This window comes from Paenibacillus nicotianae (assembly GCF_042681745.1).
Lineage (GTDB): Bacteria > Bacillota > Bacilli > Paenibacillales > Paenibacillaceae > Saccharibacillus > Saccharibacillus nicotianae.
Genome location: NZ_JBHUGF010000010.1, coordinates 610793 through 628958, shown reverse-complemented (window position 1 = coordinate 628958; position 18166 = coordinate 610793). Strand labels below are relative to the sequence as shown.

At 39.5% G+C, this 18166-nt stretch carries 13 protein-coding genes and 1 other annotated feature; of the genes, 2 read left to right on the top strand and 11 right to left on the bottom strand.

The features are described 5' to 3' along the window. Positions 1 to 76: 76 nt before the first annotated feature. Both efp and ACFSGI_RS06915 read right to left on the bottom strand, forming a co-directional pair. Entirely contained in the window at positions 77 to 634 is a 558-nt protein-coding gene (gene efp / locus ACFSGI_RS06920; RefSeq protein WP_204823421.1) for an elongation factor P, read from the bottom strand. Between the two features lie 162 nt (positions 635 to 796). Continuing rightward, positions 797 to 1873, bottom strand: a complete 1077-nt coding sequence (locus ACFSGI_RS06915) for a M24 family metallopeptidase (protein WP_204823420.1) — start codon at positions 1871 to 1873, stop codon at positions 797 to 799. Between the two features lie 373 nt (positions 1874 to 2246). Between ACFSGI_RS06915 and ACFSGI_RS06910 the strand changes: the two genes are divergently transcribed. After that, positions 2247 to 3239 (top strand): DUF1385 domain-containing protein, encoded by a 993-nt coding sequence (locus ACFSGI_RS06910; RefSeq protein WP_204823419.1) that lies wholly within the window; start codon positions 2247 to 2249, stop codon positions 3237 to 3239. A gap of 5 nt (positions 3240 to 3244) precedes the next feature. Continuing rightward, on the top strand, positions 3245 to 3631 hold the full coding sequence (locus tag ACFSGI_RS06905; protein ID WP_204823418.1) for a DUF308 domain-containing protein: 387 nt from the start codon (positions 3245 to 3247) through the stop codon (positions 3629 to 3631). A 290-nt stretch (positions 3632 to 3921) separates the two neighbouring features. On the opposite strand, the gene ACFSGI_RS06900 is transcribed toward ACFSGI_RS06905, so the two are convergent. The 9 genes from ACFSGI_RS06900 to pflB all read right to left on the bottom strand — a co-directional run bounded on the left by ACFSGI_RS06900 (position 3922) and on the right by pflB (position 17591). After that, positions 3922 to 5574: a family 10 glycosylhydrolase gene (locus ACFSGI_RS06900; RefSeq protein ID WP_204823417.1), complete on the bottom strand. Its 1653-nt coding sequence runs from the start codon at positions 5572 to 5574 to the stop codon at positions 3922 to 3924. 116 nt (positions 5575 to 5690) lie between these two features. Next, positions 5691 to 6116: a transcriptional regulator MntR gene (gene mntR, locus ACFSGI_RS06895; protein ID WP_069329089.1), complete on the bottom strand. Its 426-nt coding sequence runs from the start codon at positions 6114 to 6116 to the stop codon at positions 5691 to 5693. A gap of 182 nt (positions 6117 to 6298) precedes the next feature. Further along, entirely contained in the window at positions 6299 to 8314 is a 2016-nt protein-coding gene (metG, locus tag ACFSGI_RS06890) for a methionine--tRNA ligase (protein ID WP_204823416.1), read from the bottom strand. A 76-nt stretch (positions 8315 to 8390) separates the two neighbouring features. Continuing rightward, positions 8391 to 8646: a binding site (T-box leader), on the bottom strand. Between the two features lie 40 nt (positions 8647 to 8686). Continuing rightward, positions 8687 to 8968, bottom strand: coding sequence for a membrane protein insertion efficiency factor YidD (gene yidD / locus ACFSGI_RS06885; protein ID WP_379282777.1), 282 nt, complete (start codon positions 8966 to 8968; stop codon positions 8687 to 8689). Beyond that, positions 8965 to 9483 (bottom strand): Fur family transcriptional regulator, encoded by a 519-nt coding sequence (locus ACFSGI_RS06880; protein WP_204823415.1) that lies wholly within the window; start codon positions 9481 to 9483, stop codon positions 8965 to 8967. The genes yidD and ACFSGI_RS06880 overlap by 4 nt, the downstream gene beginning before the upstream one ends. Before the next feature lie 289 nt (positions 9484 to 9772). Then, positions 9773 to 11974: a stalk domain-containing protein gene (locus ACFSGI_RS06875; RefSeq protein WP_204823414.1), complete on the bottom strand. Its 2202-nt coding sequence runs from the start codon at positions 11972 to 11974 to the stop codon at positions 9773 to 9775. A gap of 362 nt (positions 11975 to 12336) precedes the next feature. Beyond that, complete coding sequence (gene nagZ, locus ACFSGI_RS06870) at positions 12337 to 13959, bottom strand: beta-N-acetylhexosaminidase (RefSeq protein ID WP_204823413.1); 1623 nt, start codon at positions 13957 to 13959, stop codon at positions 12337 to 12339. A 298-nt stretch (positions 13960 to 14257) separates the two neighbouring features. Then, the gene (gene pflA / locus ACFSGI_RS06865; protein ID WP_204823412.1) at positions 14258 to 14995 is read right to left on the bottom strand and encodes a pyruvate formate-lyase-activating protein; all 738 of its coding nucleotides are present in this window, start codon (positions 14993 to 14995) and stop codon (positions 14258 to 14260) included. Between the two features lie 328 nt (positions 14996 to 15323). Then, positions 15324 to 17591, bottom strand: a complete 2268-nt coding sequence (gene pflB / locus ACFSGI_RS06860) for a formate C-acetyltransferase (RefSeq protein WP_204823411.1) — start codon at positions 17589 to 17591, stop codon at positions 15324 to 15326. Positions 17592 to 18166 lie beyond the last annotated feature (575 nt).

The window sequence follows — 18166 nt, the reverse complement described above, 5'->3', positions numbered from 1 at the left end:
ATAGTATTATATTCTAAAAAAAGAATGAGCAGGCATCAAAGCCACTCATTCTTTTGATTGTACATATAGTTAAGTATTACGCGCGGGAAACGTATTTACCTTCACGAGTATCGATGATTAGAACGTCACCTTCGTTGATAAACATAGGTACTTGAACCGTATGTCCAGTTTCCAATTTTGCATTTTTAGTAGCGCCTGTTGCAGTGTTACCTTTGATTCCTGGTTCTGTTTCTGTAACAGCCAATTCTACGCTTGTTGGCAAGTTAATTCCAAGAATCTCACCTTGATAGCTAATGATATTAACTGTCATGTTTTCTTTCAAGAATTTCAATTCCCATTCCAATTGCTTGGAGTTCAATTCAAATTGATCGTAAGTTTCGTTATCCATAAATGCATGCTCGTCACCACTTGCATACAAATATTGAACGCCACGGTTTTCGATTTGAGCACGAGCGATCGTTTCACCTGCACGGAAAGTACGTTCTACTACGTTACCGTTACGCAAGTTTCTCAATTTAGAACGCACGAATGCTGCGCCTTTACCCGGTTTTACGTGTTGGAATTCCAAAACGGAATAAATATTTCCTTCTACTTCTACGGTCAAACCTGTTTTAAAATCGTTTACTGAAATCAAAATAACGCCTCCTCAGATGTGGTAAAGCTGGTCTCTTGCATAATTCTATGAAGCCTATATATTGTACTATACCCCATAACAATCGGATACTATATCATCATATACAGGTATTTTATTCGGCAACAGATAGTCATCATCCTGCATAACAGAACAATCTTTTCATTATACCGGTAAAATCGTAAGTTCTTTTGTGGAATGAGTTAGTACTCGAATACCATCTTCTGTGATTAATACATCATCTTCAATACGCACGCCGCCAAACCCTGGAATATAAATACCCGGTTCTACAGTTACTACCATACCTGGAGATAATACAGTATCGCTCATTTTAGACAAGCGAGGTTCTTCATGCACTTCCATACCGATACCATGACCTGTGCTATGTCCAAACGCTTCACCGTAACCATGAGAAGCAATCACATCACGTGCTAGTGCATCTGCATCTCTACCGCTCATACCTGGTTTCAAGTGTTTCAGCGTATTAAGCTGTGCTTCCAGTACGATATTGTAAATTTCAAGATGCTTATCTGTCGGTGTACCTACAAAAACAGTACGTGTTAAATCGGATACATATCCTTGATAAATCGCACCAAAGTCTAATGTAACAAATTCATTTTCGCCGATTACTTTTTCGCTTGCTACGCCATGAGGCAAAGCAGAACGTTCACCCGACGCAACAATCGTCTCAAAAGAAGTTCCTGTCGCTCCTTGACGGCGCATAAAGGATTCCATTTCAAGTTCGATTTCTTGCTCGGTTACACCCGGTTTGATGTAGTTCAAGATATGGCTGAATGTACGATCTGCGATATCTGTCGCTTTTTCGATAATAGCAATTTCTTCAGCATCTTTGAAATTACGAATCTCTTCCATGATGCCGGATACAGGAACCAGCTCAACCGGTGCTAAATGTTTGCTGTACATAGCATATCTGCTATAAGGCACTAGATCTTGTTCAAATCCAAGCTTGCTGATATTGCCTTTGGACAACAATTCTTTCATCGTATCGACTACATTTGCCGAATGTTCTACAACTGAAAAAGCTGTGGCTTGTTCTGGCGCTTGAGTCATATAACGGAAATCAGTCAATAAGTAAGCTTCCTGTGCAGTCACTAACACATAACCCGCAGAACCTGTAAACCCTGTCAAATATCTGCGATTCACACTACTTGTAATTAACAAAGCCTCTAATTGTTGCTCTTGCATCGCTTCACGTAACTTATTTAAACGTTGTGTACTCAATTACATCTCTCCCCTTCAGCGTTTTAGAATAAAATACGACGTTTTCTAGTAAAATCAAAAGTGATTTTTGCAAAGCAAAATATCTGACCTTCGCTTGGTTCTTTGTATCGTCGCATTGTGATCATTTTGGACAAATGTAAACTGAGAAATAGCCAAAAATTATTTTACCATACCAATTACAATTTTGAGAATAGGCAGTACAATATCTTATCTGTTCTCTTGATGCTTCCTGATAGTGTATTCTGGTAAAAATCAGCTAAATCCGCTACAATTAAAGGATAAGCTTATTTCTATCTATGATCAATGAACAGATAAGCTTGATCAGGCATTGCGTGAGTCACGATAATGTCGAACTACGGAAGGGTGACTGTACTTGTCAAAACAATCTGCTCCTCCGAGCTATGGCGGCCAAGCAGTAATAGAAGGCGTTATGTTCGGTGGAAAAAATGTGAATGTGACCGCTGTAAGACGTAAAGATGGTGAGATCACCTTTTTAGAAGTACCTAGACAGGATAAGTCATGGGTCAAAACATTACGCCGCATTCCATTGTTGCGAGGAATTATAAGTTTGATTGATTCAAGTGCCAAAGGCTCCAAACATCTGAATTATGCGGCTGATGCTTATTCCGAAGATCAGATGAGCCCTGAAGAATATGCAGAGCAAAAGCAAAAAGAAGAATCCAAAATGAGTCTTAGTATGATGCTCGGTGTAGCTGTAGTGGGTATTCTTTCGCTAATTGTAGGTAAGCTTGTTTTTACATTGGTTCCTGTATTTGTGGAAAGCTTATTATTTGGTAGAGCATTTGACAATCATGCACTGCATACGTTACTTGAAGGGGTTATCAAAATTGTTCTGCTGTTGATCTACCTGTGGGCGATCTCGCAGACACCGATGATTAAGCGACTATTTCAGTATCATGGTGCTGAACACAAAGTGATTACTGCTTATGAACATGGCGAAGAATTAACACCGGAAAATGTACAAAAATATAGTCGTCTGCATTATCGCTGTGGAAGCAGTTTTATTATATTAACCGTTATTATCGGAGTGATTATCTATGCGCTGTTTAGCTGGGATAGTCTAACCGAGCGTATTATCCAGCGTATCGTTTTATTGCCTGTTGTAATCGGTGTTTCGTTTGAATTTTTGAAATTCACCAATAGCTTACGTGAAGTCCCTGTGCTACGTTACTTGGGATATCCAGGGTTGTGGTTACAATTGTTAACAACGAAAGAACCAACACTGGATCAAATTGAAGTCTCGATTGCTTCATTCAACCGCATGCGTGAATTAGATGCTGCTCTTGAACAACAACATGTTCATTCTGCTGTTACCACGTCTTCTCCTGGCCCTGTGAAAGGATGATAAAAATGAGAAAATCACCTGTTCAACTGATTGTATTTGGAGTAGCTATGTTACTAGGTGCGGTCGGGCTGTTTCTTGAAATATTTCAAATGGTGGCTTCTCCTGCAACGTATAATTGGGCGAATCTTATTGTGCCGATCATTTTAATTGTTGTCTTGTTTTTGATTCTTCGTTCGACTTCTGGTATGGCTGGTCGAAGTTACAATGGCCCCAAAGTCAAACCTTCTGCACGTACAATGGCTAAAATGAATGGCTCACAGAAAAATAGTTACAAATCGACTTCTTCCAGACCATCGAATAGTCATCAACCGAAGCCGAAAAAGAATTATCCTTTTCAAGTCATTCAAGGTAATAAAGGTAAAGATGATGACGAGGCTCCTAAGTTTCACTAGATCAATGAATAGAATGTAGATCCGTTTAGTACAATAATTATCGTGATAAAGCTATTTATATCTATAAAAAAAGCATGACTTTTCCTTCTCACAGAGGAACAGATCATGCTTTTTCTTTGCCTTCTGGTTATGATGTTGCTCAGGTTTTGATAATCTATATTTATTAATATTTTTTTGCGATCTGCTTCTTTATTTCTTCGTTGTTTACTTTTTACACATCAAAAAAAAGGGATTCTATCGCCTCATGATCTTGGCTGATGAAATCCCTTTTTTTGTGATCTTATCTTATTTTACAATCCCCAGTATGAACGCAATTTCGCTAATACATCTTGTGGATTCTTTTTCAAATCTTTAGCACTAAAGAAAATACTACCTTTGATATTGCTGTATTTCTCATTATATTTCAATTGATTAATAATCTCGTTAGAACTGCTCCAACCGATTTCTGGTGTACTGATTTTGTAAAGAGCTTGACCGATATACAGATCTACACCTGTATTTTTGGTTTCATTTGCCCACCAGTCTACGACTTTATCGTAACGAGCTACCGGAAGCGTCATGCTCCAATATACTTGTGGAGCGATATAATCGATCCAGCCGTTTTTGATCCATGTGCGTGTATCTGCATAGGTAGTATCGTAAGCAGTTACGCCTGCTTTGGTATCAGAACCGGTAATATCCGATGATTTGTTACGCCATACACCGAAAGGGCTGATTCCGAACTTCACAGAAGGTTTGGAATTATGAATCGATGTGTTCAGTTGTTGCACAAAACTGTTGATATTACCACGACGCCAATCGGCTTTCGTTTTGAACTTGCCACTGTTGTAACTAGCATATGTGCTATCATCGCCGAATTTGTTAGAAGCTGTCTCTGAATACGGATAGAAATAGTCATCTAAATGTACACCGTCGATATCGTAGTTATTGACAACTTCCATCACTGTATCAATCACCGATTGACGAGCCGCTGGAATCCCCGGATTCAAATAATATTTATTATCGAATTTGATCACCCAATCAGGATGTTTGAGTACTACATTGTTACTTGCCAATTTGCTTGTATTCGCATCTGTTGTTGCACGGAATGGGTTAAACCATGCATGGAATTCCATACCACGCTTATGAGCTTCAGCAACCATATACTCTAGCGGATCATATCCAGGATCTTTCCCCTGTGTTCCGGTTAAATATTTTGACCACGGCATTAGTGAAGATTTGTACAATGCATCTCCAGCAGGACGAACCTGTACGAATACCGCATTGATCCCCATACCTTGCAGATCATCTAGCAATTTTGAAAATTCTTGTTTTTGCTTGGTTGCACCGGATGTAGCCGGCCAATCTAAATTATATACGGTAGAAATCCATGCACCACGAAGCCCGTCTTTGGCTACTGTGCTGGTTGTATTTTTACCACTATCTGTACTTGGTGTTGTTCCTGTATTAGTAGCTGGTGTAGAAGGTTTGCTACTGTTATTTTTACTACCTGTACCTTGATAGCTACTTGTTGCTAGATTTACCGTTTGATTGGCTTGATCCCAATTCACATCAAGACCTAGACCTTCCCCGATAAAACGTAGCGGAACCATTACACGACCATTTTTCATTTCAACCGAAGCATCTAAGCTAACCGATTTGTTATTGATCGTAGCGGTATTTTGACCGGAAGTCAGTACCAGTACTTGCTTATCACTGGTAATCGTAACTGTACTTGTCGCTTGATTCCAGGCGATTTTGGCATTTAAATTTTCACTCACTAAGCGCAAAGGAACCATCGTTACATTGCTCTTGCTGGTTATGTAAGGAGCAGCATCCCCTTGTATCTGTTCTCCATCTAGCATGATCTTTATACCCGAATCTGCGGCGTGAAGTGTACTACTGATCGAAGGGACAATCATCAACAACACTAAAAATACAGCGATAACACGAACCATTTTCATAAATTTAAAACCTCCAGTAAATCGTTGCTTGGTGCTTATAACATTAGACGACTGACAGGTAGCAAAGTTGCGAACAAAATAAAAGACATCTGCCAAGTGATCGACAGATGCCTGCCTTACGAGTCGCTAATCAGCTCTTTTTGCAGATTCTGTAGCGCTTCCACACGCGACGGATCACGACGGAAGTATTCTAGCAATGTTTCAATTTGAGTAATCGAATTCCAACTCAGATGATGCTCTATACCTTCTACATCTTTGTATATATAATCCGGGTTAACACCGATGACATTCAGGAAATCTTCCAGTAATTGATGGCGTTCTACAAGGCGTTTGCCCATCTTTTTCCCTTTGCTGGTCAGCACTAATCCCCGGTACTTCTCATAAATCAAATATTCATCTTTATCTAATTTCTGGATCATCTTTGTAACGGATGAAGGATGTACTTCTAACCCTTCTGCTATATCCGAGACACGCGCATATCCCTTTTGATCGATTAATTTATAAATGCGCTCTAAATAATCCTCCATACTGGGCGTTGGCATCTTGCTCCCCCTTTTTCACTACGTACTGTATTCATTTGGCAAATATTGATTCAATAATCATACATTTAATTCGCATGAGTTGGCAAGTTTTGCACGCCATTCAACCGATAGAAAGAACCTTCCATGTGTACACCATATATGCTGTTCCACGGAAGGTCTTTACTTATCTTTTGCAAACACTTTTATTTGACAATAGCACCGTTTGGCATACCGTCTGGAACTGTAGCTAGTGTCAATTGATCGCCATGAGAAGCCGCTAAAATCATACCTTTAGACTCTTCTCCGCGCAATTTGACCGGTTTGAGATTGGTTACGCAGATCACTTTGCGTCCTACTAATTCTTCTGGTGTGTAGAACTTCGCAATACCGGATACAACCTGACGTTGTTCTGTACCTAGATCCAATTGTAATTTAAGCAGTTTGTCTGCCTTTTTAACTGGCTCAGCAGAGATGACTTGAGCTACGCGCAGTTCGACTTTGGCAAAGTCGTCTATACTGATCTCAGGCGCTTGTGACTCTTCTACCTCTACAGGTGCAGAAGAAGAAGTAGGTGTTGGTGTAGATTCAGATGTTGCTGTTAATACGCCACCCATCGCTTCTACGATATAAGCTACTTCTTCTTTGCTATCCAGACGAGGGAAAATAGGATCGCCTTTAACAACAGTCGTACCTGCTGGAATCTGACCATACGTACGAATACTTTCCCAAGCGGTCAGTTCGCCTTCTGTAATACCAAGTTGTGCCCAGATTTTTTTCGGTGCACGTGTTAAGAATGGTTGTAACAATACAGAAACGATACGCAAAGTCTCTACAAGATGATACATCACCGAATCCAGTTGTGGTTGGTTAGCTTCGTCTTTGGCAAGAACCCACGGTTGCGTTTCATCAATATATTTATTAGTACGGCTAATCAACTGGCTGATCGCTGTTAGCGCCACAGAAAATTCAAGATTTTCAAACGCAGTTTCTACTTTTTCTATTGTCTGTGCAGCAATATCTTCTAATGTTCCATCCACTTCCAGTAGACGACCTGGATACGCAGGAATAGTACCACTACAGTATTTATCGACCATAGCTACCGAACGATTAAGCAAGTTACCTAGATCATTCGCCAAATCTGAATTGACACGATCGACAAAACTCTCTGGTGTAAAAGTACCATCAGAACCAAAAGGCACTTCACGTAGCAAGTAGTAACGCAAAGAATCTAGACCGTAACGATCGATCAATGTCACTGGATCAACCACATTGCCTTTAGATTTGGACATTTTGCCGTCTTTCATCAGTAACCAACCATGTCCAAATACTTTTTTCGGCAAAGGCAGATCAAGCGCCATTAACATAATCGGCCAATAGATCGTATGGAAACGAACGATTTCTTTACCTACCAAGTGAATATCTGCTGGCCAGAATTTGTTAAATAATTCTGGATTATCTGTGCCATATCCTAAAGCTGTAATATAGTTAGACAGTGCATCGATCCATACATAGACAATATGCTTAGGATCACCTTTGACTTGTACGCCCCACTCAAACGTCGTACGGGAAACTGCCAAATCTTCAAGTCCTGGCTTAATAAAGTTGTTGATCATTTCATTTTTGCGAGATTCTGGTTGAATAAATTCTGGATTATCTTGATAGTATTTTAATAGACGGTCTGCATATTTGCTCATACGGAAGAAATACGATTCTTCTTTAACCAATTCTACAGGATGTCCACTATCTGGACTTTTTCCTCCAATAATCTCACCATCTGCATTACGCTCAATATCGACAATTTGTGTTTCTGTATAATATGTCTCATCAGGAATACTGTACCAGCCTTCGTATTCACCTTTATAAATATCGCCTTGTTTGAGCAAACGATCAAAAATTTCTTGTACTACGACTTTATGACGCTCTTCAGTTGTACGGATAAAATCATCATACGAAATATCCAATTGATCCCACAACTTTTTGATTCCTTCGACAACACCATCAATAAATTGTTGTGGAGTTTGCCCTTTTTCTAACGCTTTACGTTCAATCTTTTGTCCATGTTCATCTGTTCCTGTCAAATAGCGAACTTCATATCCTCTTAGGCGTTTGTAACGAGCCATAGCATCACCGGCTACAGTTGTATACGCATGACCGATATGCAATTTGTCGCTCGGGTAATAGATTGGTGTTGTTAGATAGAAAGTAGGTTTGGCTGACATTATAATTCCTCCTTAAATATGATGAAATAACCAGGTTCTCATTTCCATATCTGGACGCAAAAAAGCCCCCGCCCCTATATGGGACGAGAGCATAGACTCACGCGTTACCACCCAAATTCTCTACTTCTTTGCAAAAGTAGACTCTTTCAGTCTTTAGCAGACTGCCCATTAACGCTGGTTCACGCTGAAGTCTTACATATTTATACGTTATATATGCTTGACTACAGTTCCTCCCGGACCATCTTCGATGACGCTAACCATACCGGTTCCCAGCTACTCCGGCTCTCTGTACTGGTGCATTTTCCATCTACTTATCCATTCACAGGAAATAATATTTGATGTTATGAATATACCGAACTTCCAAATCACCTGTCAAGCATTTTGCTGTTCCTGATTAGTGACAGCAGATGATGTACCTTTTGATTTGACAGGAGGTACAGGATCAAACCCTCCCGGATGAAAAGGATGACATTTCCCTATTCGTCTGGCAGCTAATCCTACACCTTTGACGACACCATGAATTTCAATCGCTTCTAATGCATATTGAGAACAGGTGGGATAAAAACGACATGTTGGTGGTTTGAGTGGTGAAATGAATTTGCGATACACATGGATCGGCGCCTGAACCGCACGACGACTCAATTTGCGCTTCACTGACTTTTACCTGCATGTTCATGAGTATCGTATGCTTGAGACATCAATTTAGACTGCTTGAGATGTAGAGTCGGGCCTTCTTTGCCATCTCCAGCACCCATTTCTTGACGACAATCTTTACAATATCCGAACACTTCAAATTTGTGTTTGACGACTTCAAATTGTTCAGGCATATCGGTCATATCCATCGGGCAAAAAGCAATGGGGTATGTTTTTTCACATTGTAAGCAGATCATATGGTGATGATGATGATCTTGACTGCAATGACTTTTAAATTTGACACCATCTTCAAAAACAATCTGTTCTAACACACCCAGTTCTTGCATCACGCGCAAATTACGATAGACCGTATCAAAGCTAAGTCCACTGTATTTTTTACCCATATAGTCATATACATCTTTAGCCGTCAGATAACCAGGTGCTTCTGCAAATAAACGAGCTAATGTGCGACGTTGATCTGTAATTCGCAACCCTTGTGCTGACATCGTATCGATGATTTGTTCTGTCGACAGCATGAGTTATTCCTCCTGTCCTAATCTATCTTTTATCGTTTACATAAATAATCTTATTATTCGTAATAATAACTATTATACAACATAACCATGATATTTGTGTCATTATTCGTCAAAAGTTTATGGCGATTACGTTACTGATTGATGTTTGGCTAAACACTATTACACATTTCTCCATCATGCCTTATTTAAACACAATCGTCAATTGATTCTAGCAAAAGGTAATGATTCTATTTGAACAACAAAAAAGCCCGAATCAGTAACAACTGACCCGGGCTTGGGGATAGAACGATTATTGTTTTTTAGCTGGCAATTGTGTGAATAACAAGTTGACTGGCAAGTTACTACCAGGCGCCGCTGTAAACCACAATTCTACCGCTTCTGTATCCAATGTTCCTGTGCGGTAAAGCACAACATTATCATTAGCTGTTGTTGCTGCACCATTATTTTTGATTGCTGTGATTGCTCCATTTACATACATGTAACCAGAGTAACGACCACCACGAGCATTAAAGGAAATCATTGTATTAGGTGCAACCATATCCAACTTGATTTTGTATAATACACCGAAGTTACCTGCGTTAGAAGCTTCAGTCATTGACAATGGATCTGTACCCATTAAGTTAGGGTCACTATTGTTGTCTCCGATTGGCATACGAACGGTTGTATTACCGATCAAATCAGCTACATGGATATTACGTACAGAATTATCGTACGTACCACGGTTATGAATACCATCGCGGTCCAATTTAGGTTCTGTAGCAAGTGCAGCGATAGGATCTGCATTTTCGTCAATCATCATTACTGTGTATTGCACATTAGAATCACTTACTAGATCGCCGAATAATGAAATAACGGTATCATTTTTCATTGCAGACGCATTAAGTTTATTAAAGATTACTTGGCTTTGTCCGGGTTGCAAAACAACTGTTTGTGCATCTGCTCCGCTTTGCATAGATTGGAAATAACGTTGAACAGATACTTTACCTGCTGCTGTAGCATAGGCAACCGGTCCAGCAAAACCTTGATTTTGAATATTTAAAGTTGCAGGCGTAGCATTTGGATTCGTTGCTACTACATACATTTTTTGAGTACTACCAGTTTCGTTCAAATGATGCACCATAAAGCGTGTTGGTCCAGAAGCATATTCCTGATATACAATTCCGTGTGTTAATACTCTTTCTGGACTGTTACTACGAATCAGACGACTTGGATCATCAGTTACTTGAGCATTGGTTACAGTTGCCCATGTCGGAATCAATGAACCGTTAAAGTCGAATGAATCTCCAGTTGGTGTAAATAGCGGATAGAAATCTTCTGCTGTGTACAATGTTTGATCTGTTACATTGATTGTTTTACTATACGTGCCTGTTACACCATGTTTATCAGTTACAGTTAATGTAATCGTCTGTGGACCAGGTGTAAAGAATGCTAATTGCTTATTATCCCATTTTGTCTGAGTAATTGCATTTTCATCATCTGTACTCATATCTGTATAAGTTACCAATTCACCCATACTATATGTTTCTTGATTTGTATTAAACATCGCTACTGGCGGTTGGTTAGGAGGAAGTACATTAATAGTAACAGTGTACGGATCACTCCATTGGCCGGATGAATCCATTACAGAATACGTGATCACATGAGGACCTGCTTCTGCAAAAATATCTTCGCGTCCTGTCCATGTTTCATTCGCAATCGGACTGCCATCAGAAGTTTTAGATTGTGTTTTGTATGTTACTAATGTCTGACCTGCATAAATTGCAGTAGGGGAAACAGTAAATGAAGCTGTTGGTTTGACAACAAGATCCAAGACAACTAATTTACCTTGTACAGTGTAAGGAATATTTAGTGCTTGAGTGATTGAAGTCAAAGGAACCATAAATACGTTTTTCTGTTGAAAAGCCGGGCCTTTCATTAAAGTGCTTACACCATTTACAGTGTAGTACTTACTGTCTGTTTTGAAGCGCAATTCTTTACCATCTTTTTGCATAATAGTTTCTTTGGTCTTAGCGTCGTATGTAAGCTTCAGACCGACACGGGTCACAAGTGCGCGAACCGATACGTAAGATACTCCACTTTTCACAGCCATAGGTTGATCTGAAAAGTATAATTTACCATCTTGATAAATCTGGTTAGAGTTCATCATGAAAATAACTTTGTTAGGACCAGCAGAATACACATCAGTCACTACAGTAGGTGTTGTCGGTGTAGTTGTTACTGGTGGTGTAACTGTAGTAGGTGGTGTAGGAACAGTGGGTACTGTACCTGCAGGATCTGTCGTCGGATCAGTCACTGCGTTAGGATCTGTAACCGCATTAGGATCTGTTACTGTAGTATCGTCTCCTAAAGTACCTTGAGTATCATTATATACATCTTGTACGATACTGCTATCCACATCGCCTTCAGCAGCGTGAACTTGTGCTCCTGGAACAGTCGCAACAGTCTGAGCTACAGCGAGTAATGCAATTAATAACGTCTTCTTGAATTTCATTATTAGGCTCCTTCTCATAACAATTTACTGTTTTGTACATCTAAAAACATTGGTCTTTCCCCCGAATTGGCACATTAATAAGACGCGCCAAACCTTAAAAAGTTTCTCTGTTCTCGAAGAAACCTTACAACATGCGTATCTGTTCACACTTCAGCCACATCTATTATTACAAAAAATCACATAAAAAACAGCCTTATCCATCAGCGATGAATAGACTGTTTTTGACTACATGATGTGCTCAGAAAACGTCATTAGATATACTTTACCACAAATAAATCCAATAACCTATTTTGGCGAATGATATTACATATAAAGCTGTAGATACAACTATATAAGATCGATAAAATAAACAATATAATGTTCTATAATTGAATCCGATATTGATCGTTTAAGCTAACAGGTAACTTGCCAAGCGCTGGCTTCTCTCCTGCGATTACAGCCGCTAGTGCTTCTACAGCATACTTTCGATTTTCATAACTACATAGATAGGTTTTGATCTCAGGAAGATCATTCATATCATAAGGATTACGTACCGAAGCTACGATCAATACTGTATCTGTTAACAAAGATAAGCGACGAGCTAGCTCTGCTTGTCCAAGCGGTAATCGTCCTGATGATGTATACGCAGCAAAAATCACTTTCGGATACTGAATCGCTTGCTCCAAGACCTGCTCAATCTCTTCCGGTTCTGGTCTAGAATCGATAACAATCTGTGTAGCATCAATCCCATAACAACGAAGTGCTTGAGCAAAGCTGATATCATGTCCTGTTGGTTCATCGACTTCAGTTAGACGGGTCACCTGCGGCCAGATCACTAATACATGATCATTTTTTTGTAAAGGCAATTGCCCTTCATCTTTTACAAGTGTAATACTTCGCTCTGCAATCTCACGTAAAATTGGTTCGATCGTTGAAGGTTCTAGTCGCTCTGTCCACTCTTTGATCGAGTAAGGTTCTGTATTCATCTGATGTTTGGCTTTGAGCGCAAGTATTCGCTCTACTGAAGTGTCAATCTGTGCTTCGGATAAATGACCTTGTTGAACTGCTTCTTTGATCGCTTCAATTGCAGCTATCTGATGCTCTAGCGTATGACTTACTAGCAATAGATCAGCTCCTGCTTGCGCCGCCATCACTGTTGCTTGAGGAATCGGAAAATGCTTCGCAATCGCATGCATTTCCAGACAATCTGTGACGATTAATCCGTCAAATCCCATCTGGGTTCGGAGCAAATCGGTCAACACTTTGCGCGATAATGTCGCTGGAATAGACTCTGGTTCAAATGCCGGGAAAATGACATGAGCAGACATAATTATATCTACTCCTGCTTGTATAGCTGCTCGAAAAGGAAGTAATTCTATCTCTTCCAAACGTGACTTGTCATGCGGTACTGAAGCTAGCCCGTAATGCGAATCGACTTCTGTATCGCCATGTCCTGGAAAATGTTTGGCTGTAGCTGCTACTTGTTCTTGTTGAATCGCTTGAATAGCCGCCGCTCCATGAGTGGCTACCACTTCAGGTTTCTCTGAATAGGAACGTACACCAATCACCGGATTACGAGGATTATTGTTCACATCTACACAAGGCGCAAAATTAACATTGATTCCAAGTGTGCGTAATTCACGCGCACTGATTGCTGAAGCCGCTTTAGTCAAATGAAGATCATTTACTGCGCCAAGAGTCATATTACCCGGAATCAGACTCATTTCGTCTTGATCAATTCGGCTGACCATCCCGCCTTCTTGATCGATTGCTATCAATAAAGGTGGTAATCCTTGTTTTTGAGCAATTTGTTGTAAATCTGCTGAAAGGTCGGTAATCTGACGCGCTGTACCTATATTACGGCGAAAGTAAATCACTCCACCTACATGATATTTCTCAATCAATTCTATAATATGTTCGTTCGGTACATTCGTATGAAATCCGCATACAAATAATTGTCCGATTTTCTGGTCTAAAGTTAGGTCTGATAATTGAATAGTGTTCATATGTATCCCCCTCAGGCTTCAGCCTATGATGAAAAAATGTCTTCATACGAGCGTGAAATAGCTAACGATATCCTTATTCAAGTATAGATAACTATAGCTAAGGCAACAAGCAGACAAAGTTTGGGTTTTGGGGAATTTTTTTCAGTGTAGATACGGTATATCTATAAAAAAGTATAGTATTAAAAAAATACCAAAAAGCCCTTTCCTATTGATCAGGAAAGGACTTATGGCTTCACGTTCGTATACCCTTTTCGCTTACTATGGTTGTTATTCTATCTATTTTCATTAAAGAGGAGGATTAGACACAAGAGACTTGACGACGGCCTTGTTCAATTAGACGATAAGCACGCTCTACTTCTTCTTCGGTTGGTGAAGGAACCCCATCCAGCGGATAGATGCGTCCCAGCGCTTCCCATTTGTAAATACCCATCTGGTGATAAGGTAAAATCTCGAACTTCTCTACTCCTTTTAATGTACCGATAAATTCTCCCAAAGCGATTAAATCTTCTTCAGCATCATTGATTCCCGGTACAAATACATGGCGTATCCACATTTTCCGTCCATTATCCGATAGCCATTGCGCAGTGTGTAGTGTTCGTTCATTTGATACACCTGTCAATTTTTTGTGCTTTTCATTATTGATATGCTTAATGTCGAGCATGACTAGATCAGTGACTTCAAGCAGTTCATGGATTTTACCTGGTTCGTTGAATCCATTACTGTCGAGTGTGGTGTTCAGATTCCAGCGTTCTTTCACTGCTTTGAACAATTCTCTGACAAAAGGAGCTTGCAACGTTGGTTCGCCACCAGATACCGTCAATCCGCCACCAGAAGAACGGTAGTAATTCAAGTAAGGTTCTATTTCAGCTAGAACTTCTTCTAGCTCCATGACTTTACCTCCGTCCAAATTCCATGTATCCGGATTATGACAGTATTGGCATTTCATCAGACAACCCTGCATAAATAGTACAAATCGTATGCCCGGGCCATCGACGGTACCGAACGTTTCTAGCGAGTGAACACGGCCTTTTACCATGATCAATCACCCCTTTCGTCTGAGTTGATGTATATAAATGAATATTATTTCGGAAGTTAAAGTTACACCGCTACGAATATAAATTATTCTTACGATCGCTGTTAAGATCGGATATCTAGAATGAACTGCTTTCGCAGTCGATATCCGAATCTTAAAGGCGAACGCTACGCTTCTTCAGAAACAATTTATAGTCTTCGCTCTAAGGTGTAATCTTACTTTCTCAAATATTTCATTTATATCATTCATTGTTGGTTAGCAGTTAAAATATTTAATTGAATTAATTACTTTGATTAGCTTTATTGCTGTTACTATTTTTTAAAAGTTGGTATTACATGGATCCGTGGAATGTGCGGTTGATGACGTCGATTTGTTGTTCACGAGTCAATTTAACAAAGTTAACTGCATATCCAGATACACGAATTGTTAATTGTGGGTAGTTTTCTGGGTGTTCCATTGCGTCTAGTAGTTGTTCACGAGCAAATACGTTCACGTTCAAGTGATGCGCGTTGCTACCAAAGTATCCATCAAGCATAGATACAAGGTTAGTTTTGCGGATTTCTTCTTCTTTACCTAATGCTTTTGGTACGATAGAGAATGTGTTAGAAATACCATCTAAGCTATCTTCATATGGTAATTTAGCAACAGAACTTAGAGATGCAAGAGCACCTTTAGTATCTCTTCCATGCATAGGGTTAGCACCTGGTGCGAATGGTTCGCCAGCTTTACGTCCATCTGGTGTTGTACCTGTTTTTTTACCGTACACTACGTTAGAAGTGATCGTTAATACTGATTGTGTTGGTGTTGCACCACGGTATGCTTTGTTTTTGCGGATCATACCCATAAATGTTTCTACCAATTCGACAGCAATTTGATCGACTTTATCATCGTTGTTACCGTAGCAAGGATATTCGCCTTCAATTTTGAAGTCTACTGCGATACCACGTTCGTCACGAATAGGTGTTACTTTAGCGTATTTGATAGCACTTAGTGAGTCAGCCGCTACAGATAGACCAGCAATACCACAAGCCATTGTACGTAAGATATCACGATCATGTAATGCCATTTCGATACGTTCATAGCTATATTTGTCATGCATGTAATGAATTACGTTCAATGTGTTCATGTACAATTTGCCTAACCATTCCATCATCGCTTTGAAGCGTTTCATCACTTCGTCATATTCAAGCACTTCAGAAGTAATTGCAGGATACTCAGGCCCTACTTGAACTCCTGATTTTTCATCACGTCCACCGTTGATTGCATATAATAATGCTTTGGCAAGGTTAGCACGAGCACCGAAGAATTGCATTTGTTTACCGATACGCATAGCGGATACACAGCAAGCAATACCATAATCATCGCCATAGATTGGACGCATTAGATCGTCATTTTCGTATTGGATAGAACTGGTTTCGATTGAAACTTTAGCACAGAATTTTTTGAAAGCTTCTGGCAATTGTTCTGACCACAATACTGTCAAGTTAGGTTCTGGTGCAGGACCCAAGTTGTAAAGTGTATGCAAGAAGCGGAAGCTGTTTTTGGTAACTAATGTTTTGCCGTCTACAGCCATACCACCGATAGATTCAGTTACCCATGTAGGGTCACCACTGAACAATTCGTTGTAGTCTGGAGTACGCAAGAATTTAACGATACGTAATTTCATAACGAAATGGTCTACTAATTCTTGAGCTTGTTGTTCTGTTAATGTGCCTTCTTTGACATCACGTTCGATATAGATATCAAGGAAAGAAGATACACGTCCTAGAGACATCGCTGCACCATTTTGTTCTTTGATTGCTGCAAGGTAACCGAAGTATACCCATTGGAACGCTTCTTTCGCTGTTTGTGCAGGTTTGGAAATATCGAACCCATGCATTTCAGCCATTTGTTTCAATTCGCCTAACGCACGAATTTGTTCAGATACTTCTTCACGAAGACGAATAATATCTTCATCAATCACATCAACTTCAATATCATTCAAATCTTGTTTTCTTTCATTGATCAAGAAGTCTACACCGTATAATGCTACGCGGCGATAGTCACCGATAATACGTCCACGACCGTAAGCATCTGGTAAGCCTGTAATAATACCTGCTTTACGTGCTGCTCTCATATCAGAAGTATAAGCATCGAATACACCCTGGTTATGCGTTTTACGAATATTCGTGAAGATATCAATGATTTGTTCTGGTACTTCAAAGCCATACGCTTTGCAAGCATCGATCATCATTTTGATACCGCCGAAAGGTTGCAATGAACGACGGAAAGGAGCATCTGTTTGCACGCCGACGATTTGTTCTTTGTCTTTGTCCAGGTATCCAGGACCATGTGAAGTGATAGTAGAAGGTGTTGCTGCATCTACATCCCATACACCACCACGTTCGATTTCTTCTTTAGATAGTTTGGAAATAATATCCCATAAGTCTTTTGTATTGGAAGTAGGGCCAGCTAGGAATGTTTCATTTCCTTGATAAGCGCTAATATTTTGCTCAATAAAATCACGAGTATCTACATGTTTTGTCCATTTACCTAACTTGAAATTGCGCCATGCATCTTGTTTTAAATTATCCTGTACATTTCTTTCGATAACTGACATTGATAATCCCTCCATTATTTGTGAATAAAATCACAAAAGCATTTAAGCTAATGCTTGTCTTGCTTACACGATACCGAAAGCTATTATTTTCTCCCTCCGGCTATGTCTTTATTATGATGTAATTGATAAGCAGAGTATGTGACATTTATCACAAAATCGCATTTTTATTATGATTTTTATCACATTCTGTATCTATAACAGTTTTCAAAAATAACTACTACAGATATTCAGAAACCCTTTTACATCATCGACAAGCACTTCATTACAACACAAATACAGTAAGATCAATCTACTAATACAAAAATATACATAACATTTTGCTCAAAATAACTGTAGCATCATATCGGAATATTCATCTTCTAACAACGATAAAAGTCACACTATTTCTGTATTATTCTATCTTCAAATGATAGAATAACATTTTTACATCGCATCACTCCTCTCTACGAATGAAAAAAACGATTCTCCTTGTTCTGCCAGAGTAGCAAAATAGGAGATCGTTCTTTTTAATTTCAAACCTGCCTATATTTGCTTGCCCTTTATTTAAGATAATTTCTTTTATAGATGAAGAAGAA